The organism is Yokenella regensburgei (genome assembly GCF_003634235.1).
Classification (GTDB): Bacteria; Pseudomonadota; Gammaproteobacteria; order Enterobacterales; family Enterobacteriaceae; genus Yokenella; species Yokenella regensburgei.
Genome location: NZ_RBIZ01000009.1, coordinates 42,088 through 63,335, shown reverse-complemented (window position 1 = coordinate 63,335; position 21,248 = coordinate 42,088). Strand labels below are relative to the sequence as shown.

At 55.2% G+C, this 21,248-nt stretch carries 19 protein-coding genes and 4 tRNA genes; 18 read left to right on the top strand and 5 right to left on the bottom strand.

Features of this window, described 5'->3' with window-relative positions:
• Positions 1-2: 2 nt before the first annotated feature.
• Positions 3-1,271 carry an ATP-dependent RNA helicase RhlB gene (gene rhlB, locus C7387_RS22310; protein WP_006816631.1) on the bottom strand — a complete coding sequence of 423 codons (1,269 nt, stop codon included), beginning with the start codon at positions 1,269-1,271 and terminating at the stop codon, positions 3-5.
• 151 nt (positions 1,272-1,422) lie between these two features.
• Here rhlB and trxA point away from each other — a divergent pair, with 151 nt between their 5' ends.
• From trxA to C7387_RS22220, 18 genes are all read left to right on the top strand, one after another.
• Positions 1,423-1,752, top strand: coding sequence for a thioredoxin TrxA (trxA, locus tag C7387_RS22305; RefSeq protein ID WP_038253011.1), 330 nt, complete (start codon positions 1,423-1,425; stop codon positions 1,750-1,752).
• Between the two features lie 147 nt (positions 1,753-1,899).
• Positions 1,900-1,998, top strand: a complete 99-nt coding sequence (locus C7387_RS22300; protein WP_112471525.1) for a rho operon leader peptide — start codon at positions 1,900-1,902, stop codon at positions 1,996-1,998.
• An 87-nt stretch (positions 1,999-2,085) separates the two neighbouring features.
• Positions 2,086-3,345, top strand: coding sequence for a transcription termination factor Rho (rho, locus tag C7387_RS22295; RefSeq protein WP_001054528.1), 1,260 nt, complete (start codon positions 2,086-2,088; stop codon positions 3,343-3,345).
• Positions 3,346-3,581: 236 nt separating this feature from the next.
• Entirely contained in the window at positions 3,582-4,685 is a 1,104-nt protein-coding gene (wecA, locus tag C7387_RS22290) for a UDP-N-acetylglucosamine--undecaprenyl-phosphate N-acetylglucosaminephosphotransferase (RefSeq protein WP_006816629.1), read from the top strand.
• A gap of 13 nt (positions 4,686-4,698) precedes the next feature.
• On the top strand, positions 4,699-5,745 hold the full coding sequence (wzzE, locus tag C7387_RS22285) for an ECA polysaccharide chain length modulation protein (RefSeq protein WP_038253007.1): 1,047 nt from the start codon (positions 4,699-4,701) through the stop codon (positions 5,743-5,745).
• Between the two features lie 58 nt (positions 5,746-5,803).
• Complete coding sequence (gene wecB / locus C7387_RS22280) at positions 5,804-6,934, top strand: non-hydrolyzing UDP-N-acetylglucosamine 2-epimerase (RefSeq protein WP_071777469.1); 1,131 nt, start codon at positions 5,804-5,806, stop codon at positions 6,932-6,934.
• Positions 6,931-8,193, top strand: a complete 1,263-nt coding sequence (gene wecC / locus C7387_RS22275) for a UDP-N-acetyl-D-mannosamine dehydrogenase (protein WP_006816626.1) — start codon at positions 6,931-6,933, stop codon at positions 8,191-8,193. Before wecB ends, wecC begins: the two co-directional genes overlap by 4 nt.
• Positions 8,190-8,864, top strand: coding sequence for a dTDP-4-amino-4,6-dideoxy-D-galactose acyltransferase (gene rffC, locus C7387_RS22270; RefSeq protein ID WP_120817524.1), 675 nt, complete (start codon positions 8,190-8,192; stop codon positions 8,862-8,864). The genes wecC and rffC overlap by 4 nt, the downstream gene beginning before the upstream one ends.
• A gap of 4 nt (positions 8,865-8,868) precedes the next feature.
• Entirely contained in the window at positions 8,869-9,999 is a 1,131-nt protein-coding gene (gene rffA / locus C7387_RS22265; protein WP_038253031.1) for a dTDP-4-amino-4,6-dideoxygalactose transaminase, read from the top strand.
• A 1-nt stretch (position 10,000) separates the two neighbouring features.
• Positions 10,001-11,251: a lipid III flippase WzxE gene (gene wzxE / locus C7387_RS22260; protein WP_120817523.1), complete on the top strand. Its 1,251-nt coding sequence runs from the start codon at positions 10,001-10,003 to the stop codon at positions 11,249-11,251.
• Complete coding sequence (locus tag C7387_RS22255; RefSeq protein WP_120817522.1) at positions 11,248-12,327, top strand: TDP-N-acetylfucosamine:lipid II N-acetylfucosaminyltransferase; 1,080 nt, start codon at positions 11,248-11,250, stop codon at positions 12,325-12,327. Before wzxE ends, C7387_RS22255 begins: the two co-directional genes overlap by 4 nt.
• Positions 12,324-13,670, top strand: coding sequence for an ECA oligosaccharide polymerase (wzyE, locus tag C7387_RS22250; protein ID WP_006816621.1), 1,347 nt, complete (start codon positions 12,324-12,326; stop codon positions 13,668-13,670). Before C7387_RS22255 ends, wzyE begins: the two co-directional genes overlap by 4 nt.
• Before the next feature lie 11 nt (positions 13,671-13,681).
• Entirely contained in the window at positions 13,682-14,422 is a 741-nt protein-coding gene (wecG, locus tag C7387_RS22245) for a lipopolysaccharide N-acetylmannosaminouronosyltransferase (protein WP_006816620.1), read from the top strand.
• A gap of 213 nt (positions 14,423-14,635) precedes the next feature.
• On the top strand, positions 14,636-16,021 hold the full coding sequence (thrP, locus tag C7387_RS22240; protein WP_006816618.1) for a bifunctional threonine/serine APC transporter ThrP: 1,386 nt from the start codon (positions 14,636-14,638) through the stop codon (positions 16,019-16,021).
• A gap of 102 nt (positions 16,022-16,123) precedes the next feature.
• Positions 16,124-16,200 (top strand) — tRNA-Arg (locus C7387_RS22235).
• Between the two features lie 55 nt (positions 16,201-16,255).
• Positions 16,256-16,331, top strand: a tRNA-His gene (locus C7387_RS22230).
• A 20-nt stretch (positions 16,332-16,351) separates the two neighbouring features.
• A tRNA-Leu gene (locus tag C7387_RS22225) sits at positions 16,352-16,438 on the top strand.
• Positions 16,439-16,482: 44 nt separating this feature from the next.
• Positions 16,483-16,559, top strand: a tRNA-Pro gene (locus tag C7387_RS22220).
• A 458-nt stretch (positions 16,560-17,017) separates the two neighbouring features.
• On the opposite strand, the gene hemY is transcribed toward C7387_RS22220, so the two are convergent.
• The 4 genes from hemY to hemC are packed head-to-tail and all read right to left on the bottom strand — an operon-like array spanning position 17,018 to position 21,104.
• A complete protein-coding gene (hemY, locus tag C7387_RS22215) occupies positions 17,018-18,211 on the bottom strand; it encodes a protoheme IX biogenesis protein HemY (RefSeq protein ID WP_120817521.1) in 1,194 nt (397 codons plus the stop codon).
• 2 nt (positions 18,212-18,213) lie between these two features.
• A complete protein-coding gene (gene hemX, locus C7387_RS22210; RefSeq protein WP_120817520.1) occupies positions 18,214-19,404 on the bottom strand; it encodes a uroporphyrinogen-III C-methyltransferase in 1,191 nt (396 codons plus the stop codon).
• Positions 19,405-19,425: 21 nt separating this feature from the next.
• Positions 19,426-20,166, bottom strand: a complete 741-nt coding sequence (gene hemD / locus C7387_RS22205; protein ID WP_006816614.1) for a uroporphyrinogen-III synthase — start codon at positions 20,164-20,166, stop codon at positions 19,426-19,428.
• Entirely contained in the window at positions 20,163-21,104 is a 942-nt protein-coding gene (gene hemC / locus C7387_RS22200) for a hydroxymethylbilane synthase (RefSeq protein WP_134436939.1), read from the bottom strand. The genes hemD and hemC overlap by 4 nt, the downstream gene beginning before the upstream one ends.
• Positions 21,105-21,248: the final 144 nt, after the last annotated feature.

The window sequence follows — 21,248 nt, the reverse complement described above, 5'->3', positions numbered from 1 at the left end:
CTTTAACCTGAGCGACGACGATTACGTGGAGCACCACCGGAGCGGCGCGGCCCATTGCCCGGGCGGGAGCGCGTCAGACGCAGTGCCCTTGGCAGATCGGTCATCAGCGCATCCGGGTTGTATTTACTGACCGGGATGGAGTGGCCGATATAGGTTTCAATCGCCGGGAGGTTCAACGCGTACTCTTCACAGGCGAGGCTGATAGAGTGACCGCTTGCACCTGCGCGGCCGGTACGGCCAATGCGGTGAACGTAGTCTTCGCAGTCGTCTGGCAGATCGTAGTTAAATACGTGCGTCACAGCCGGGATATGCAGGCCACGCGCCGCAACGTCTGTCGCTACCAGAATATCGAGATCGCCACGGGTGAACTCTTCGAGGATCCGCAGGCGTTTTTTCTGTGCGACGTCGCCGGTCAGCAGGCCAACACGGTGTCCGTCGGCCGCCAGATGGCCCCAGATATCTTCGCAACGGTGTTTGGTGTTGGCGAAGATAATTGCGCGGTCTGGCCACTCTTCTTCCAGCAGCGTTTGCAGTAAACGCATCTTCTCTTCGTTGGAAGGATAGAACAGCTCTTCTTTAATGCGGTGGCCGGTTTTTTGCTCCGGTTCCACTTCGACGTATTCGGCGTTGTTCATCTGCTCGAACGCCAGTTCGCGGACGCGATAAGAGAGGGTCGCGGAGAACAGCATGTTGAGACGCTGAGTCGCAGGCGGCATACGGCGGAACAGCCAGCGGATATCTTTAATGAAGCCGAGATCGTACATGCGATCCGCTTCGTCGAGCACAACCACCTGAATAGCGCCAAGGTTGATGTGGTTCTGCTTGGTGTAATCGATTAAACGGCCCGTGGTGCCGATAAGGATGTCGACGCCGCTTTCCAGCACTTTAAGCTGTTTGTCGTAGCCATCACCGCCGTAAGCTAAGCCCAGCTTCAGGCCCGTTGCTTTAGCCAGAGGCTCAGCATCGGCATGAATCTGCACCGCCAACTCGCGGGTCGGCGCCATGATCAGCGCGCGCGGTTGGTTCACCTGGCGGTTTTCAATGGCCGGGTGAGAAAGAAGATAATGAAACGTTGACGTCAGGAACGCCATCGTTTTCCCGGTACCGGTTTGCGCCTGCCCGGCAACGTCCCGACCCGCCAGCGTCAGCGGGAGGGCGAGTGCCTGAATGGGCGTACAGTTATGAAACCCTTTCTTTTCAAGGGCTTCTACAACTTTCGGGTGCAGGGCGAAGTCGGAAAACTTCTGTTCTGTTAAATGTGTTTTGCTCATAGTGTGGTAGAATATCAGCTTACTATTGCATTAAGAAAGCGTATCCGGTGAAATAACGTCAACCTTTAGTTGGCTAAAGCAACATCAACACGACGTTGATTGTTGATTAATGCTACACCAACAGACCAGGCTTATTCCTGTGGAGTTATATATGAGCGATAAAATTATTCACCTGACTGACGACAGTTTTGACACGGACGTACTCAAGGCTGACGGGCTTACCCTCGTCGATTTCTGGGCAGAGTGGTGTGGTCCGTGCAAAATGATCGCCCCGATTCTGGATGAAATCGCTGAAGAGTATCAGGGCCGCCTGACCGTGGCTAAGCTGAACATCGACCAGAACCCGGGTACTGCACCGAAGTACGGCATCCGTGGTATCCCGACGCTGCTGCTGTTCAAAGGCGGTGAAGTGGCGGCGACCAAAGTGGGCGCACTGTCCAAAGGCCAGCTGAAAGAGTTCCTGGACGCTAACCTGGCGTAATCCAGATTGATTCTGGCGTCCGGTATTCTCAATTTTTGTGGAATACTGGACGCCTGCCAACAGTCGTGCTAAGTTAGTTTTGACTTCGTTTTAAACATACCTTTTGTTTGAATCTTGTTTGACCCGTTGCTTCCTGCTGAACCTTACGTGAGAAGCGCACAGATTCCGGGCTTATCACTCATTCCGTCATGTCGTTTCAGTTCTGCGTTCTTTCCTGTGACCAGGCAGCGTACAGACGTGAGTTGATGGCCGTAAACAGGCATGGATGACCCTGCCATACCATTCACAACATTAAGTTCGAGTATTACCCCGAGTTTAAGAACCCACACCATTATGAATCTTACCGAATTAAAGAATACGCCGGTTTCTGAGCTGATTACTCTCGGCGAAAATATGGGACTGGAAAACCAGGCCCGCATGCGCAAGCAGGACATCATTTTTGCCATCCTGAAGCAGCACGCAAAGAGTGGCGAAGATATCTTTGGCGACGGTGTGCTGGAGATTCTGCAGGATGGATTTGGTTTCCTCCGCTCCGCAGACAGCTCCTACCTCGCCGGTCCCGACGACATCTACGTATCTCCCAGCCAAATCCGCCGTTTCAACCTCCGTACTGGTGACACCATCTCTGGTAAGATTCGTCCTCCAAAAGAGGGTGAGCGTTACTTTGCACTGTTGAAAGTTAACGAAGTTAACTACGACAAACCAGAGAACTCACGTAACAAGATTCTGTTCGAAAACTTGACTCCGCTGCACGCAAACTCTCGCCTGCGTATGGAGCGTGGTAATGGTTCGACCGAAGACTTAACCGCTCGCGTGCTGGATCTGGCATCCCCGATCGGTCGCGGTCAGCGTGGTCTGATTGTGGCGCCGCCAAAAGCCGGTAAAACCATGCTGCTGCAGAATATTGCGCAGAGCATCGCATACAACCACCCAGACTGCGTACTGATGGTGCTGCTGATTGACGAACGTCCGGAAGAAGTGACCGAGATGCAGCGTCTGGTGAAAGGTGAAGTGGTTGCTTCTACCTTTGACGAACCAGCATCTCGCCACGTTCAGGTTGCAGAAATGGTTATCGAGAAAGCGAAACGTCTGGTTGAACATAAGAAAGACGTTATCATCCTGCTCGACTCCATCACTCGTCTGGCTCGTGCCTACAACACCGTGGTTCCGGCGTCTGGTAAAGTCCTGACCGGTGGTGTGGATGCGAACGCCCTGCATCGTCCGAAGCGTTTCTTCGGTGCGGCGCGTAACGTGGAAGAGGGTGGTAGCCTGACTATCATCGCTACCGCGCTTATCGATACCGGCTCTAAAATGGATGAAGTTATCTACGAAGAGTTTAAAGGCACCGGTAACATGGAACTGCACCTTTCCCGTAAAATTGCGGAAAAACGTGTCTTCCCGGCGATCGATTACAACCGCTCTGGTACCCGTAAAGAAGAGCTGCTCACCACTCAGGAAGAGCTGCAGAAGATGTGGATCCTGCGCAAGATTATTCACCCGATGGGCGAAATCGATGCGATGGAGTTCCTCATCAATAAACTGGCGATGACCAAAACCAACGACGACTTCTTCGACATGATGAAACGCTCGTAACTCGTCCGTTTAATGAGACGCCACGCAATGCGTGGCGTTTTTGTTTGTAGATAGCGAGCGCTTACATAGATTTACTCCCTATTGTTTAGTATAAGACTCGCAGTTTCTGCCCGGCGCTGACTATTAATTGTCTGAAAAACCAGCAAATGGTGCCGTGTAATTCGGAGGACGCCTCTTCAAGAGGTTTACCTTCATGGTTATACTTGTCGAACTAACATTTATTGAGAAGATGCATTGTGAATTTACTCACAGCAAGTACTGAATTATTCAGTATTTTCTTGTTTACCACGCTATTTCTGTTTTTTGCCCGTAAGGTGGCAAAATATGTTGGCCTGGTAGATAAGCCCAGTTCTCGCAAACGGCACCATGGGTTGGTTCCGTTGGTGGGTGGGATCTCAGTATTTGCCGGTATCTGTTTCGCGTTTGCCATTGCCGACTATTACGTTCCGCATGCCAGACTGTACCTCATCTGTTCTTTTATTCTTGTCTTCGTCGGCGCGCTCGACGATCGTTTCGATATCAGTGTAAAAATTCGTGCGGTTGTCCAGGCGGTGATCGCCGTGGTGATGATGACCCAGGGGAATCTGCATCTTGAAAGCCTGGGCTATATTTTTGGTCCCTGGGAGCTCCTTTTAGGGCCATTCGGTCTATTTTTGACCCTCTTTGCGGTATGGGCTGCTATCAATGCCTTTAACATGGTGGATGGTATTGATGGCCTACTCGGCGGGTTATCCAGCGTCTCATTTGGGGCGTTAGGGGTGATTCTCTGGCTGGATGGACAGTACAGCCTGAGCATGTGGTGCTTCGCCATGATTGCGGCAATTATGCCCTATATCATCCTCAATCTTGGCGTACTGGGTCGGCGTTACAAGGTTTTCATGGGCGATGCCGGGAGCACCTTCCTTGGTTTTACGGTTATCTGGCTGCTGCTTGAAACTACCCAAGGGCAACCGCATCCGATTAGCCCTGTCACCGCACTGTGGATTATCGCTATCCCACTAATGGACATGGTGGCGATTATGTATCGCCGCCTGCGCAAAGGGATGAGCCCTTTCTCTGCCGACAGGCAGCATATCCACCATCTTATTATGCGTGCTGGCTTTACTTCCCGGCAGGCATTTGTCTTAATTACCGCGGCAGCAATGCTGCTGGCGGCGATTGGCGTAATTGCGGAATATACTCATATAGTTCCTGAGTGGGTCATGTTGGTATTATTCTTGCTTGCCTTTTTCCTCTATGGCTATTGCATTAAACGTGCCTGGAAAGTGGCGCGTTTCATTAAACGTGTGAAACGCAGAATGCGTAGGAATAGCGCGAAAGATCCTAAATTAACCAAGTAAATCTGGGGACGTGATGACACAACCATTACCGGGAGCACCGTCGACAGGCGTTGAAAACGAACTGGATATTCGTGGCCTGTTTCGTACGCTATGGATGGGGAAACTCTGGATCGCAGGTATGGCGCTGCTGTTTGCATTAATTGCGCTGGGCTATACCTTTTTCGCTCGCCAGGAGTGGAGCGCAACGGCTATTACCGATCGTCCAACCGTGAATATGCTGGGTGGGTTCTACTCTCAACAGCAGTTTTTACGCAATCTGGATGTGAAAGCCAACCTTGCCCCTGTCGATCAGCCTTCCGTAATGGATGATGCCTATAAAGAGTTCGTGATGCAGCTCGCCTCGTGGGATACCCGTCGGGAGTTTTGGGCGCAGACGGATTACTACAAACAGCGCATGGTCGGGAATTCCCGGGCAGATGCCGCGCTGCTTGACGATCTTATCGATGATATCCAGTTTATGCCTGGTGACCCGGCACGCAGCGTGAGTGATAGCGTTAAGCTGACGGCGGAAACGGCGCCGGATGCGAACAACCTGCTGCGCCAGTATGTGGCGTTTGCCAGCCAGCGGGCGGCCGGGCACCTCAATGAGGAGCTAAAAGGCGCCTGGGCAGCCAGAATTATTCAGATGAAGTCGCAGGTGAAGCGCCAGGAAGCCGTCGCACAATCGATTTTCGATCGCAAAGCGCACAACATCGAAGAAGCGCTGAAGGTGGCGCAACAGAACAATATATCCCGCAGCGAAACCGACGTTCCTCCTGAGCAACTTCCGGATTCAGAGCTCTTTTTATTAGGCCGTCCGATGCTGCAGGCTCGTCTGGAAAACCTGCGCGCGGTAGGTCCGGATTTTGACCTCGATTACGACCAGAATCGGGCTATGCTCTCAACCCTTAACGTGGGGCCGACGCTCGATCCACGCTTCCAGACTTACCGCTATTTACGCACGCCAGAAGAGCCGGTCAAACGCGATAGCCCGCGCCGTGCATTCCTGATGGTGATGTGGGGGATCGTGGGCGCGCTCATCGGCGCAGGTGTTGCATTGACGCGACGCCGTATTCAGTGAATACCCCTCCCGGAATGAGGGTCCGTGGACCCTCATCATCTAATCGAAGAGAATCGATGTGAAAGTACTGACTGTATTTGGCACCCGGCCAGAGGCGATTAAAATGGCGCCGCTGGTTCATGCTCTGGCAAAGGATCCTGACTTCGAGGCGAAGGTGTGCGTTACCGCGCAGCATCGCGAAATGCTCGATCAGGTGCTGAACCTTTTTTCCATCGTGCCGGATTATGATCTCAATATCATGAGCCCGGGGCAGGGGTTGACGGAAATTACCTGTCGTATCCTGCAGGGGCTGAAACCGGTACTTGAATCCTTCAAACCCGATGTGGTGCTGGTTCACGGCGATACCACCACCACCGTGGCAGCAAGCCTGGCGGCATTTTATCAACGTATTCCCGTTGGGCATGTTGAGGCGGGGCTACGCACCGGTTCTCTCTATTCTCCATGGCCGGAAGAAGCTAACCGAACGTTAACCGGGCACCTGGCGATGTGGCATTTCGCGCCGACAGAAAATTCTCGTCAGAATCTGCTGCGCGAGAATCTGCAGGATAAGCAGATTTTTGTCACCGGAAACACCGTCATCGATGCCTTGTTCTGGGTGCGCGATCGCGTGCTGAGCGATGAAGCCCTGCGCCAGAAACTCACGCAGCAGTACCCGTTCCTGGATAACGGTAAGAAGATGATTCTGGTCACCGGGCATCGGCGTGAAAGCTTTGGTCGTGGTTTTGAACAGATCTGCCATGCGCTGGCGGACATTGCCAATAACCATCAGGACGTACAGATAGTTTATCCGGTACACCTTAACCCGAACGTCAGTGAACCGGTGAACCGTATTCTGGGCCATGTTGATAATGTCATTCTGATAGAGCCGCAGGATTATTTGCCATTTGTCTGGCTGATGAATCACGCCTGGCTGATCCTGACCGACTCGGGTGGCATCCAGGAAGAGGCACCTTCGCTGGGCAAGCCGGTTCTGGTGATGCGTGAAATGACCGAACGTCCGGAAGCGATTGAGGCCGGAACCGTTCGTCTGGTTGGCACGAAACGTGAACGCATTGTTGAAGAGGTCACCCGCTTGCTGGGTGATGAGAAAGAGTACGAGGCGATGAGCCGCGCGCACAACCCATACGGTGACGGGCAGGCCTGCCATCGTATTTTGACAGCACTTAAAAACAATCAGGTAACGCTATGAGTTTTTCGACCATTTCCGTGATTGGCCTTGGCTATATCGGTTTACCAACGGCGGCGGCTTTTGCTTCCAGACAAAAACAGGTCACAGGCGTTGATATCAACCAGCATGCGGTCGACACCATCAATCGTGGTGAGATCCATATCGTTGAGCCTGAACTGGGCGATGTCGTCAAAACGGCGGTTGCACAGGGTTTTTTGCGTGCCACTACCACGCCGGTTTGTGCAGATGCTTACCTGATTGCGGTACCGACGCCGTTTAAAGGCGATCACGAACCCGATATGGTTTACGTTGAGTCCGCCGCTAAATCTATTGCACCCGTGCTGAAGAAAGGGGCGCTGGTGATCCTGGAATCCACCTCGCCGGTCGGGTCTACCGAACAGATGGCGCAGTGGCTGGCCGAAGCCCGCCCAGATTTAACTTTCCCGCAGCAGGCGGGAGAGCAGGCCGATATCAATATTGCCTACTGCCCTGAGCGCGTACTGCCGGGTCAGGTGATGGTAGAACTGATTAAGAATGACCGTGTGATTGGCGGCATGACGCCGGTTTGCTCCGAACGCGCCAGCGCGCTGTACAACATCTTCCTGGAGGGCGAGTGCGTGGTGACTAACGCCCGTACGGCGGAGATGTGCAAACTGACCGAGAACAGCTTCCGCGATGTGAATATCGCGTTTGCCAATGAGCTGTCGCTGATTTGCGCCGACCAGGGGATTAACGTCTGGGAGTTGATTCGTCTGGCGAATCGCCACCCGCGCGTAAATATTCTTCAGCCAGGACCTGGCGTTGGCGGGCACTGTATCGCCGTCGACCCCTGGTTTATCGTCGCGCAAAACCCGGACCAGGCTCGCCTGATTCGTACCGCACGTGAAGTGAACGACCATAAGCCGCAGTGGGTGATTAACCAGGTGAAAGCAACGGTTGCCGATTGTCTGGCCGCCAGCGGCAAGCGCGCCAGCGAGCTAAAAATCGCCTGCTTTGGCCTTGCCTTCAAACCGAATATTGACGATCTGCGTGAAAGCCCGGCGATGGAAATTGCGAAGCTGATTGCCGAGTGGAATACCGGAGAAACCCTCGTGGTAGAGCCCAACATTCACCAGTTGCCGAAAAAACTTGCAGGCGAATGTCGGTTGACCTCCCTCGACGATGCGCTGGGCAGTGCAGATGTGCTGGTGATGCTGGTCGATCATAAAGAATTTAAAGCGCACGCCGCAGACCGCGTTCAGCAGCAGTATATTGTTGATACAAAAGGCGTCTGGCGGTGAGCATTCACGCCGTTGTTGAACCTCTCGTCTGGGAGAATCAGTTCTTCGGCGTGAACAGTGCCATCCTGCGTTTTTCCGCAGGTGCACCGGCGCTGCTGCCTGACGCGTTGATCGGCTGGTCGCGGGTGCAGGCGAAAATTCCGGCGGCAGACGCCGAACAGCTTGATGCCTTGCAGCAGTTGGGATTCCGGCTGGTGGAAGGAGAGGTCGACCTGGTTATGCCGGTGAGCGCCGTTGCGGACCCGCAGGCCGACGTTGCCGGAGAGGATGATATTCCCCTGCTACGTCAGCAGGCGGCGCAGGCGTTTTCCCAGAGCCGCTTTCGCGCGCCCTGGTACCCGGCCGACGCCAGCGGGCGTTTTTATGCGCAGTGGATAGAGAACGCGGTCAAGGGCACATTCGACCATCAGTGTCTGGTCTTTCGCGACCAGACCGGAGCGATCCACGCCTTTGTTTCGCTGCGCCAGCTGAATGACACCGATGCTCGCATTGGTCTGCTCGCCGGGCGTGGAGCCGGGGCGGCGCTGATGCAGGCGGCAGAACACTGGGCCCACGAGCGTGGGCTGACAACACTGCGGGTGGCGACCCAGATGGGCAACACCGCCGCGCTTAAACGTTATATTCAAAGCGGTGCCAACGTTGAAAGCACTGCGTACTGGTTATACAGGTGAAATGATGATCCCATTTAACGCGCCACCGGTAGTTGGAACCGAAGTTGATTATATGCAGTCAGCCATGGGCAGCGGCAAGCTGTGCGGCGACGGTGGTTACACCCGCCGCTGTCAGCAGTGGATGGAACAGCATTTTGGCAGTGCCAAAGTCCTCCTGACGCCGTCCTGTACCGCATCGCTGGAGATGGCAGCGCTGTTGCTGGATATTCAGCCCGGCGATGAAGTCATCATGCCGAGCTATACCTTCGTTTCTACCGCCAATGCTTTCGTGCTGCGCGGCGCCAGGATCGTGTTTGTTGATATCCGCCCGGATACCATGAATATCGATGAGACTCTGATTGAAGCTGCGGTGACCGACAAGACCCGCGCGATTGTGCCGGTGCACTACGCCGGGGTGGCCTGCGAAATGGACACCATCATGGCGATCGCTAAAAAATACGACCTGTTTGTGGTGGAAGATGCCGCGCAGGGCGTGATGTCCACCTATAAGGGGCGCGCGCTGGGTACCATTGGCCATATCGGCTGCTTCAGCTTCCATGAAACCAAAAACTATACCGCCGGTGGTGAAGGTGGGGCGACGTTGATTAACGATCGTGACCTCGTCGAGCGCGCGGAAGTGATCCGCGAAAAGGGCACCAACCGTAGCCAGTTTTTCCGTGGCCAGGTGGATAAATATACCTGGCGTGATATTGGCTCCAGCTACCTGATGTCGGATTTGCAGGCTGCTTATCTGTGGGCGCAGCTGGAAGCCGCAGAGCGGATTAACCAGCAGCGTCTGATGCTGTGGCAGAACTACTACGATGCCCTGCTGCCGTTGGCGAAAGCAGGCCGTATCGAGTTGCCGGTGGTACCGAAAGACTGCGTGCAGAATGCACACATGTTTTATATCAAACTGCGTGATATCGAGGATCGCAGTAAGCTGATTAGCTGGCTGAAAGAGGCCGAAATTCTGGCCGTGTTCCATTATATTCCGCTGCATGCCTCACCGGCGGGTCAGACGTTTGGTGAATTCCACGGTGAAGATAAATTCACCACTCGTGAGAGCGAGCGCCTGCTGCGCCTGCCGCTGTTCTATAACCTGTCCACTGTTAACCAGCGCACGGTCATCAACTCTCTGTTAAGTTTCTTCGGCTGATATGTCTCTTGCGAAAGCCTCAGTGTGGACGGCGGCGTCCACGCTGATAAAAATTGGTGCTGGCCTGCTGGTGGTGAAGCTGCTGGCAGTCTCCTTTGGCCCCTCCGGCGTCGGGCAGGCGGGAAACTTTCGTCAACTGGTCACCGTGCTTGGGGTACTGGCCGGCGCCGGGATTTTCAACGGTGTGACCAAACTGGTTGCCCAGCACCATGACTCACCGGAGCAGCTCCATAAGGTTGTCGCCACCTCTTCGGCGATGGTACTGGCCTTCTCCTCACTGCTGGCGGTCATTTTTGTTTTGGCGGCGGCGCCGATAAGCCAGGGGCTATTTGGCCATACTCATTATCAGGGGTTGGTCCGTCTGGTTGCGCTGGTGCAGATGGGTATTGCCTGGGCAAACCTGCTGCTGGCGTTGATGAAAGGCTTTCGTGATGCCGCAGGTAATGCACTGTCGCTCATCGTTGGCAGCATTGTCGGCGTGGTGGCCTATTATGCCTGTTACTATTTCGGTGGTTATCAGGGGGCATTGCTAGGCCTGGCGCTGGTCCCTGCGCTGGTGGTGGTTCCGGCGGCCGTCATGCTGGCGCGCAGGGGAACTATTCCGCTGCACTACTTGCGCCCGCGGTGGCATAAGCCGATAGCCAGTCAGCTCGGTAAATTTACCCTGATGGCGCTTATCACATCGGTCACACTGCCGGTGGCTTACGTCATGATGCGAAACCTGCTTGCGGAGCACTATAGCTGGGACGAGGTGGGTATCTGGCAGGGGGTAAGTAGTATTTCAGACGCCTACCTGCAGTTTATTACCGCATCATTTAGTGTTTATCTGCTGCCGACGCTGTCGCGTCTGACGGCAAAAGCTGATATCACCCGCGAGATTGTTAAGTCATTGAAATTTGTGCTGCTGGCGGTGGCTGTTGCCAGTTTCACCGTCTGGCTGTTGCGTGATTTTGCCATCTGGCTGCTGTTCTCTGCGAAGTTTACCGCCATGCGCGATCTCTTCGCCTGGCAACTGGTGGGGGATGTGCTGAAGGTAGGCGCGTACGTATATGGTTATCTGGTTATCGCCAAAGCGTCTTTGCGTTTTTATATTCTGACCGAAGTCAGCCAGTTCGCGCTGCTGACGGTGTTCTCTCACTGGCTTATCCCGACGCATGGCGCACTGGGAGCAGCCCAGGCCTACATGGCCACCTATATTGTTTATTTTGCGCTGTGTAGCGGCGTATTTTTACTGTGGCGTAAACGGGCATGACTGCACTGATACACGTACTGGGATCGGATATCCCACATCATAACCGCACCGTTCTGGCCTTCTTCAATGAAGAACTGGCCGCCGGGAGCCCGCATGCCCGCCTCTTTATGGTTGCCGGGGCGGACAATGGCCTGAGCGCTGAGTTTCCCGCGCTGTCACTCTCCTTCTATCCCGGTAAAAAATCGCTGGCACAGGCGGTGATTGCCCGCGCCAGGCAGAACCGCGCCCAGCGCTTCTTTTTCCACGGTCAGTTCAACACGGCTCTGTGGCTGGCGCTGCTGAGCGGCGGGATCCGCCCGGCGCAGTTCAACTGGCACGCCTGGGGGGCGGATCTGTATGAAGTCTCCCGCGGCTGGAAATTCCGCCTGTTTTATCCGCTGCGCCGTCTGGCACAAGGTCGCGTTGGCCAGGTGTTTGCCACCCGCGGCGATCTCAACTTCTTTGCCCGCCAGCATCCTCGTGTGGCGGGGGAATTGCTGTATTTCCCGACGCGTATGGACCCTTCGCTCAATCACCTGGTGAGTGATACTCCCCGGGAAGGCAAGATGACCATCCTGGTGGGTAACTCCGGCGATCGCAGCAACGAGCACATCGCGGCGCTGAAGGCCGTGCATCAGCAGTTTGGCGATACGGTGAATGTGGTGGTGCCAATGGGGTACCCGGCAAACAACGAGCGCTATATCGATGAGGTTGAGGCGGCGGGTCTGACGCTGTTCAGCAACGGTAATCTGCAGGTCCTGCGTGAAAAAATGGCGTTTGATGACTACCTGGCGCTGCTGCGTCGTTGCGATTTGGGGTATTTCATTTTTGCCCGCCAGCAGGGGATTGGCACACTTTGCTTGCTGATCCAGGCCGGTGTACCTTGTGTATTGAATCGCGAGAATCCGTTCTGGCAGGACATGACTGAACAACATATTCCGGTGCTGTTTACGACCGATACGCTTAATGAACAGGTAGTACGTGAAGCGCAGCGCCAACTGGCAAATATAGATAAAACGCAGATTGCCTTTTTCCGGCCCAATTACCTGCAGCCCTGGCACCGGGCGCTGCTGCTGGCCGCGGGGGAAGCACAATGAGCCTGATGCAGTTTACTGGCCTGTTCGTCGTCTGGTTATTATCGACGCTGTTTATCGCCACCCTGACGTATTTTGAATTCCGCCGCGTCCGGTTTAACTTCAACGTTTTCTTTTCGCTGCTGTTTTTACTGACCTTCTTCTTTGGGTTCCCGCTCACTTGTACGCTGGTGTTCCGCTTTGATGTTGGTGTCGCGCCGCCGGAGGTACTGCTACAAACCCTGCTGGCGGCGGTGTGCTTCTATGCGGTGTATTACGTGACGTACAAAACGCGTCTGCGTGCCGGCAGCACTCAGGTGACGCGGCGACCGCTGTTTACCATTAACCGCGTGGAAGCGCATCTGACGTGGGTGCTGTTAATGGTGATTGCTCTGCTGAGCGTTGGCACCTTTTTCATGCATAACGGCTTCCTGCTGTTTAAGCTGCATTCGTATAGCCAGATTTTCTCCAGCGAAGTGTCCGGCGTGGCGTTGAAGCGCTTTTTCTACTTCTTCATCCCGGCGATGCTGGTGGTCTATTTTCTGCGCCCTGGCTGGCGTTCCTGGATATTCTTCCTCATCAGTACCGTTGCTTTTGGTCTTCTGACCTATGCCATTGTGGGGGGAACCAGGGCAAACATCATTATCGCCTTCGCCATTTTCCTGTTCATCGGCATTATTCGCGGCTGGATTTCGCTGTGGATGCTGGCGGCGGCAGGGGTGTTTGGCATTGTCGGTATGTTCTGGCTGGCGCTTAAACGCTATGGCATGAACGTCAGCGGCGACGAAGCGTTTTATACCTTCCTGTACCTGACCCGCGACACCTTCTCGCCGTGGGAGAATCTGGCGCTGTTGCTGCAAAACTACGACAAGATTGATTTCCAGGGGCTGGCGCCGATTGTCCGTGATTTCTACGTCTTTATTCCGGGCTGGCTGTGGCCGGACCGTCCGAGCCTGGTGCTCAATACGGCGAACTACTTTACCTGGGAAGTGCTTAACAACCATTCCGGGCTGGCGATTTCACCGACGCTTATCGGTTCGCTGGTCGTGATGGGCGGCGTGTGGTTTATTCCACTTGGTGCGGTCACGGTAGGACTGATTATCAAATGGTTTGACTGGCTGTATACGCTGGGCAACCAGGAGACGAATCGCTATAAGGCGGCCATTCTGCACAGCTTCTGCTTCGGCGCTATCTTCAATATGATCGTGCTGGCGCGTGAGGGGCTAGACTCCTTTGCGTCCCGCGTGGTCTTTTTCCTGGTGATTTTCGGCCTGTGTCTGCTGGTGGCGAAACTCCTGTACTGGCTATTTGACAGTGCAGGTCTGATTCACAAACGAGTACGCGGGCTGACGCAGCCACAGGTCTGATAAGGATACACATGACAGACTCCACCTCCGCGCCGCTGTATGCGTTGCGCGGCCTGAAACTTATCGGCTGGCGCAACATGCAGCATGCGCTCGATTATCTCTATGCCGATGGGCACCTGAAGCAGGGTACTCTGGTGGCGATTAACGCCGAAAAAATGCTGACTGCGGAAGATGATGCCGAGGTTCGCGCACTGATCGATGCGGCAGAGTTCAAATACGCCGACGGCATCAGCGTGGTGCGTTCCGTGCGTAAAAAATACCCGCAGGCGGAAATATCTCGCGTCGCGGGGGCCGATCTCTGGGAAGCGCTGATGGCGCGCGCAGGTGCCGAGGGGACGCCGGTTTTTCTGATAGGCGGTAAACCGGAAGTGCTTGCCCAGACGGAAGCGAAGCTACGCCAGCAGTGGCAGGTGAATATTGTTGGCAGCCAGGACGGATACTTTGCTCCGGAGCAACGGCAGGCGTTGTTTGAGCGTATTCGCGATAGCGGGGCGCAGGTGGTGACCGTGGCGCTGGGCTCGCCGAAGCAGGAAATCCTGATGCGCGACTGCCGGAAAGTCTATCCCAATGCGCTCTACATGGGCGTTGGCGGCACCTATGATGTGTTCACCGGTCACGTGAAGCGTGCGCCGGCATTCTGGCAAAACCTGGGACTTGAGTGGTTGTACCGTCTGCTTTCCCAGCCAAGCCGCCTCAAACGCCAGCTCCGCCTGCTGCGCTATCTTCGCTGGCATTACACCGGCCAGCTGTAAATCCCGCCTTACTTTCTGGAAGTTTTGGTCTATTTTTGAGCAATGCTTCCAGATTTTTAATACTTTGTTTGCCATTTCGTAAAAATTGTTAAACCATTCGCTGCCTGAAGGGCGGTCTGCCTGTTTTTTTGACTGCCTTTCACCATCCGATAGAGCACGTTATCCATAACAATAACCGGCAAAGACCGGGCAATTGCAAACACAAGAGGACCTATGGCAGAGAATAAACCGGAGCTTCAACGCGGTCTTGAAGCCCGTCATATCGAATTAATCGCCCTTGGGGGCACCATCGGCGTTGGCCTGTTCATGGGCGCGGCAAGCACCCTGAAATGGGCCGGCCCGTCTGTACTGCTGGCCTACATCATCGCTGGCCTGTTCGTTTTCTTCATCATGCGATCGATGGGGGAGATGCTGTTCCTTGAGCCTGTCGCAGGCTCCTTCGCCGTGTACGCGCATCGCTACATGAGTCCCTTCTTCGGCTACCTGACCGCCTGGTCGTACTGGTTTATGTGGATGGCGGTCGGGATATCGGAAATCACCGCCATCGGCGTTTATGTACAGTTCTGGTACCCGGAACTACCGCAGTGGATCCCGGCGATTATCGCCGTGGCGATGGTTGCGCTGGCGAACCTGGCGGCGGTCAGACTGTACGGTGAGCTGGAATTCTGGTTCGCTATGATCAAAGTCACCACCATCATCGTGATGATTATTGTCGGGCTTGGGGTCATTTTCTTTGGCTTCGGCAATGGTGGGCATTCGGTAGGTTTCGGAAACCTAACCGAGCACGGTGGCTTCTTTGCCGGTGGCTGGAAGGGTTTCCTGACGGCGCTATGTATCGTGGTGGCGTCCTATCAGGGCGTTGAGCTTATCGGTATCACGGCAGGCGAAGCAAAGAACCCGCAGGTCACGCTGCGCAGCGCGGTCAGCAAGGTGCTGTGGCGTATCCTGATTTTCTATGTGGGCGCTATCTTTGTGATTGTCACCATCTTCCCGTGGAACGAAATTGGCAGCAACGGCAGCCCGTTCGTCCTGACCTTTGCTAAGATTGGCATTACGGCTGCGGCCGGGATCATTAACTTCGTTGTGCTGACGGCGGCACTCTCCGGCTGTAACAGCGGTATGTACAGCTGCGGACGTATGCTCTACGCCCTGGCGAAGAACCGCCAGCTGCCCGCTGCCGTGGGTAAAGTTTCCCGCAGCGGTGTACCGGTTGCCGGGGTGGCAATTTCAATTGCAATTCTGTTGTTGGGCTCCTGCCTCAACTACATTATTCCTAACCCGCAGCGCGTGTTTGTCTATGTCTATAGCGCCAGCGTTCTGCCGGGCATGGTGCCGTGGTTTGTGATTCTGATTAGCCAGCTGCGTTTCCGTCAGGCGCATAAAGAGGCGATTGCCAGCCATCCGTTCCGCTCCGTGCTGTTCCCGTGGGCAAACTATCTGACAATGGCGTTCCTGGTGTGCGTGCTGATTGGCATGGGCTTTAATGAAGATACGCGTATGTCGCTGTTTGTCGGAGTCCTCTTCCTTGCTGCTGTAACGCTTATTTATAAGGTTTTTGGCCTGCACCGCCATGCCGTAGCGGAGAAAGTGGGGGAATAAGCAGCAAAATGAGCAAAGCATGACCAAACGATAATTTTCTTTAAAAAGGCACTAGACAGCGGGGTAGGAAGTCCGTATTATCCGACCCCGCAACGGCGCTAAGCGCCCGTAGCTCAGCTGGATAGAGCGCTGCCCTCCGGAGGCAGAGGTCTCAGGTTCGAATCCTGTCGGGCGCACCATTTACCCGGTGCTAGAGCTGCGGTGGTTTTAAGACCGCGTAAAAGATTTGTAGTGGTGGCTATAGCTCAGTTGGTAGAGCCCTGGATTGTGATTCCAGTTGTCGTGGGTTCGAATCCCATTAGCCACCCCATTATTAAGAAGTTGTGAATTGCGAAGGTGGCGGAATTGGTAGACGCGCTAGCTTCAGGTGTTAGTGTTCTTACGGACGTGGGGGTTCAAGTCCCCCCCCTCGCACCACGACTTTATAAAGAATTGAACTAAAAATTCAAAAAGCAGTACATCGGCGAGTAGCGCAGCTTGGTAGCGCAACTGGTTTGGGACCAGTGGGTCGGAGGTTCGAATCCTCTCTCGCCGACCAATTTTGAACCCCGCTTCGGCGGGGTTTTTTGTTTTCTGTGAATCGTCAAAAGCATCTGTCGTTAAGGCAAAATCCCCTGTCGCTGAGCGGCGACACGCAATCCTCTGATTTCCATTCATTCTTTAAAAACAGCCGATTAACGTCGCTGTTCAGCGACATCTCATCAATTCTTAAAGGTTGTGAACCCCCGCATTCTGGGGATGCAAATCTGGCACGGCGTGTGCAATAATATGCGTGTAGATGCTCATTCCACCTCTTATGTTCGCCTTAGTGCCTCATAAACTCAGGAATGATGCAGAGCCGTTTACGGTGCTTATCGTCCACAGACAGATGTCGCTTCGGCCTCATCAAACACCATGGACACAACGTTGAGTGAAGCACCCATTTATGTTGTCAAACAGACCTGTTTTAACGCCTGCACAGTTGTGCAGGCGTTTTTTTATGGGTGACGGGGAGGATTACTGCGGGTTGTTCTGCAGGGTTAACATCAAACCGTCGCGACGCATCAGGGCCGCTTCTTCTGGTTGATGTAAACGATCGAGAGTGTCGGCAAGCCAGGCGTAGTCATAGGCATCCGGGCGCTGCTTCAGCGCCGCGCGGAATGCGATGCTCGCTTCCTGCCACTCACCGTGCTTCATTAACGACTGTCCCAGCGTGCTCCACAGCAGCGGGCGATCGCCTACCGCTTTGATCTGCTGACGCAGCACTTTCTCCAGCTGTTCCGGGTTGTTGGTCTTCAGACGCGGAATAAGCGCGACCAGGCGGTCATCATACTGGCGTTTCAACCCATCGATGATTATCTGCTGCGCGGTGTCATGGTCATCACATTCGATGAGGTGCTCGGCCATGGCGACCTGTAGCGCCACCTGCTGGCGGGTTTTACGGCTCTGGTTCTTCCACCAGTTGCGCAGACCTTCGCTACCCTGGTCGGCGCGAGCCTGATCCATGATCCCAATCCACGCCTGCTGCTCCAGCGCCTGACGATGCTCTTCATCACCGACGTTGGCTTTCGCCATAGATGGAATGATATCCAGCAGCGAGGTCCATGCCCCGGTGCGAATATAAGCCTGCTCGGCCAGACGCAGTACTTCAGGATGGCGTGGGGTAATTTCCAGCAGTTTATCCACGCCATGACGCGCGGCGTGATTTTCCTGGCGGGCAAGCTGCAGACGTACGCGGGCAATTTCAACAGGAATGGTGTCGTTGCCGGCAAGCTCTGCCGCACGCTCGAGATGCTGATTCGCCCGGGCTTCATCGCCGCGCTGCTGGGCCGCTTCGGCGGCCAACAGATAGTTCACTACCGGCTGTTCGGCGTGATCGGCGTTCTTACTCATCAGCTTCTCAACCTGCTGATAATCACCTTCTGCCAGCTTCAGCAGCGCCTGCTCGGTTTGTTTACGGGCACGGCGACGCTTACGGCCAACGAACCAGCCGCGGGTGTGCGCCCCGGTGCGGAAAAGGCGGCGCAGGATCCACTCGATAGCGAACAACACCACCATGGTCAGGATCAGGATTATCACTAAACCGGTGACGCTGGTTTCAATGTTGTAGGTATCCGTCTGGATAAGAACGTAACCCTGATGGCCCGCCAGCATCGGGCCAAGTACGATCCCGGCAATCAGCAGTGCAAAGAGTAATAATACTTTCAACATAATTATTCTCCCTGCGGCGCGGCGGCGGCCGGTGCTTCAGCCTGCGGAACCGCGCTAGCCGGTGCTGACGGCTGTGCCAGCAGGTTACGCACGCGGGTCTGCATCAGTTTTTCCATGATCGCCTGACTTTGCAGCGTCTCCGGCACGTTCATGGTAATGCTTTGCTGGCTGAGTCTGTCGACCTCTTCCAGGAAGGCCTTGGTGGTAGCGTCTTCGGTGTCGTAGTACGCCCGTACCCAGGTAGAGACGTTATCCAGCGCCTGCTTGTAAGTCTCTTCCTGATGGCGCGGCACTGCCTGTGCGGCAACCAGCAGACGAGAACGGATGTTCTCGCGCAGGTAGATATCCTGATTCGGCGCCAGCAGCGGTACGGCGGTCTCATCGCGACGGCGAATAGTGATAAAGCTGTCCATAAAGTTCTGCCAGCTCTTCTGCAGGTTCACCCGCCACTCGCCGAGCGAGCTGGAGAGCTCTGTGCCATCGTCATCCATCGGGGAAGAGTCATCGTTGTTATCCGCAAGACGCAGATTATCTATCTGATTCGCCAGTTGGTTAACTTTCAGGATGATGCCGTCGTAATCGACCTGCGCCACGCCGGACAGGCTGGCGATATCGTCGGTAATGGCACGACGCGCGGTGATAAGACTTGGATCATTCATGTCGGCGAGGCTGGCGTCGGCGCTTTTCAGCAGCGCCGCAGCGGTGGTAACGTCCTGATCGCTCCAGAGCTTGCGCCCAGCCAGTTTAACCAGGAAATCGGCCTGAGCCAGCAGCCAGGTTTTGGCGTCGCTCCCGGAGATAGTCATCACTTTCTGCTGCAGTTCGTCGAGCTGTTTTGCCATCGCTTCCTGCTGACGTGCCGCGTCAGTCAGCCGATCGGCCTGCTGTTTGATGATGCCATCCAGCTCGCTCTTTTGCGTTTCCTGCGCCTTTTGCAGCGCAATCACCTGGTTTGCCAGCGTATCGTTGGCCGTCGTTTGTGACGCTGCCTGCTGTTTTCCCCAACCGTAAAGGCCCACGCCTGCGGCCAGCGCAATGGCGATAGCGACAGCGCTCAGCACCAGGCTGGTTTTATTGCCGTTGCCTTCTTTTGCGGTTTTAGATGGCTGTTCGACTTTTTCTGGCTGTGGCGCGGTGTCCACGGCCTCCCTGGTCTCTTCAACCACGGCGGAGGAATTTTTTTGTTCCGTCATTATGGCTTCCAGTTTTGAGAGTTATTGTAACGCGCGCAGCAGCGCATCGTTGTCGGCGCTATCAGCGACCTGAACGTCATGCCAGCCTAATTCTTTGGCGAGGCGCGCCAGGCGTTCGCTGACAACCCAAAGCCGACAGCGGAGTAGCCAGTTTTCGCGATACCACGGCGGGGTTAGCGACCAAATCTGTTGTAACATTTCTCCGCTGGTGATGACCAGCGTGGTCACGCCGCGGGAGTGCCAGCGCAGGGCTTCTTCCGCACCGTCGTAGTGTATCGCTGTTCGTTGATAACATTCACAAAAAGTCACTTCAGCGCCGCGTGCCGTCAGCGTTTCGCCGATAAGCTCGCGGCCGCCGTTACCACGCAAAATCAGCGCTTTCTTGCCAGCAACGTTTTGTAATTCAGGTAATTGTAGCAAGACTTCACTGATTTCCCGATCCTGAGGATAACGAATCTCAGCGCCACTCTCTTTGTGCAGCGCCAGGGCCGTCGTTCGACCGATGGCAAAGTAGTGCGGTGTAAGCGGCCAGCTGGACTGGTGCTTGTTGAGCTCCGCGCTGGCAAAAGTGACCGCATGTTGTGAGAGGGCAAAAACGAGATCGGTATCGGTGAGAGCGGCAAGCCGGGCCGGAAGCGATGCCAGCTCCCGTCCGGGGGTAAATTCGATGAGAGGAAAGCTCCAGGCCACTCGCCCCAGTGTGCGCAGGCGGCTCACTAAATCTTCTCCCTGAGGAGACGGGCGGGTGACCAGTATACTCATGCCGGGGACTCTCCGTCGTAAACCGCAGCCAGAATGCTGCGCGCACCGTTATCCAGTAATTCATCTGCCAGAGAAATGCCCATTTGTTCGGCATCTTCGGGTTTGCCGCGACGCTCGCCGCGAATAGTTTGTGAACCGTCGGGCGCGCCGACCAGCGCACGCAGCCAGAGTTCGCCGTTGTTCAGTTCAGCATAGCTGCCAATAGGCACCTGGCAACCACCCTCGAGGCGCATATTCATTGCGCGTTCAGCGGCAACGCGAACGGCGGTGTCGTGATGATTCAGCGGTGCCAGCAGAGCGCGGGTCTGTTCGTCGTCAAGGCGGCACTCAATCCCCACCGCGCCCTGGCCCACGGCCGGGAGCGATTGCTCCGGCGACAGCGCCATCCGCACGCGTGATTCAAGGCCGAGGCGTTTTAGCCCGGCGACGGCGAGGATAATTGCGTCGTAGTCGTTGTTATCCAGTTTGCTGAGGCGCGTGCCGACGTTGCCGCGCAAAGAGCGGATGATCAGGTCCGGGCGCTGGGCGGCCAGCTGGCACTGACGGCGTAAACTTGACGTGCCGACGACGCTGCCGGCGGGCAGGTCGTCGAGCGAGGCAAAGCGGTTAGAGACAAAAGCGTCACGTGGATCTTCACGCTCGCAAATCGTCACCAGACCGAGCCCTTCCGGGAAATCAACCGGCACATCTTTCATCGAGTGGACGGCGATATCGGCCCGGTTCTCAAGCAACGCCAGCTCTAACTCTTTGACAAAAAGCCCTTTACCGCCCACCTTGGCCAGCGGCGTGTCGAGGATGACGTCGCCGCGCGTGATAAGCGGCACCAGTTCTACCTGCAGACCGGGATGACAGGCCATCAGGCTGTCTTTAACATAATGTGCCTGCCAGAGCGCAAGAGGGCTTTGACGTGTGGCAATTCTCAAAACTTTGTCTAACATGCTTGTTACCGTCATTATCGTCCACTGTTCATCCTAACATTGTTGCCTTAAGGATGTCAGTTTTCACGGTTTTTGCGGGTAGAGGGAAGCGGACGTGTCGCGTCATTGCACTGCGGATGACACAACTCGCCGGACCGTATTGCG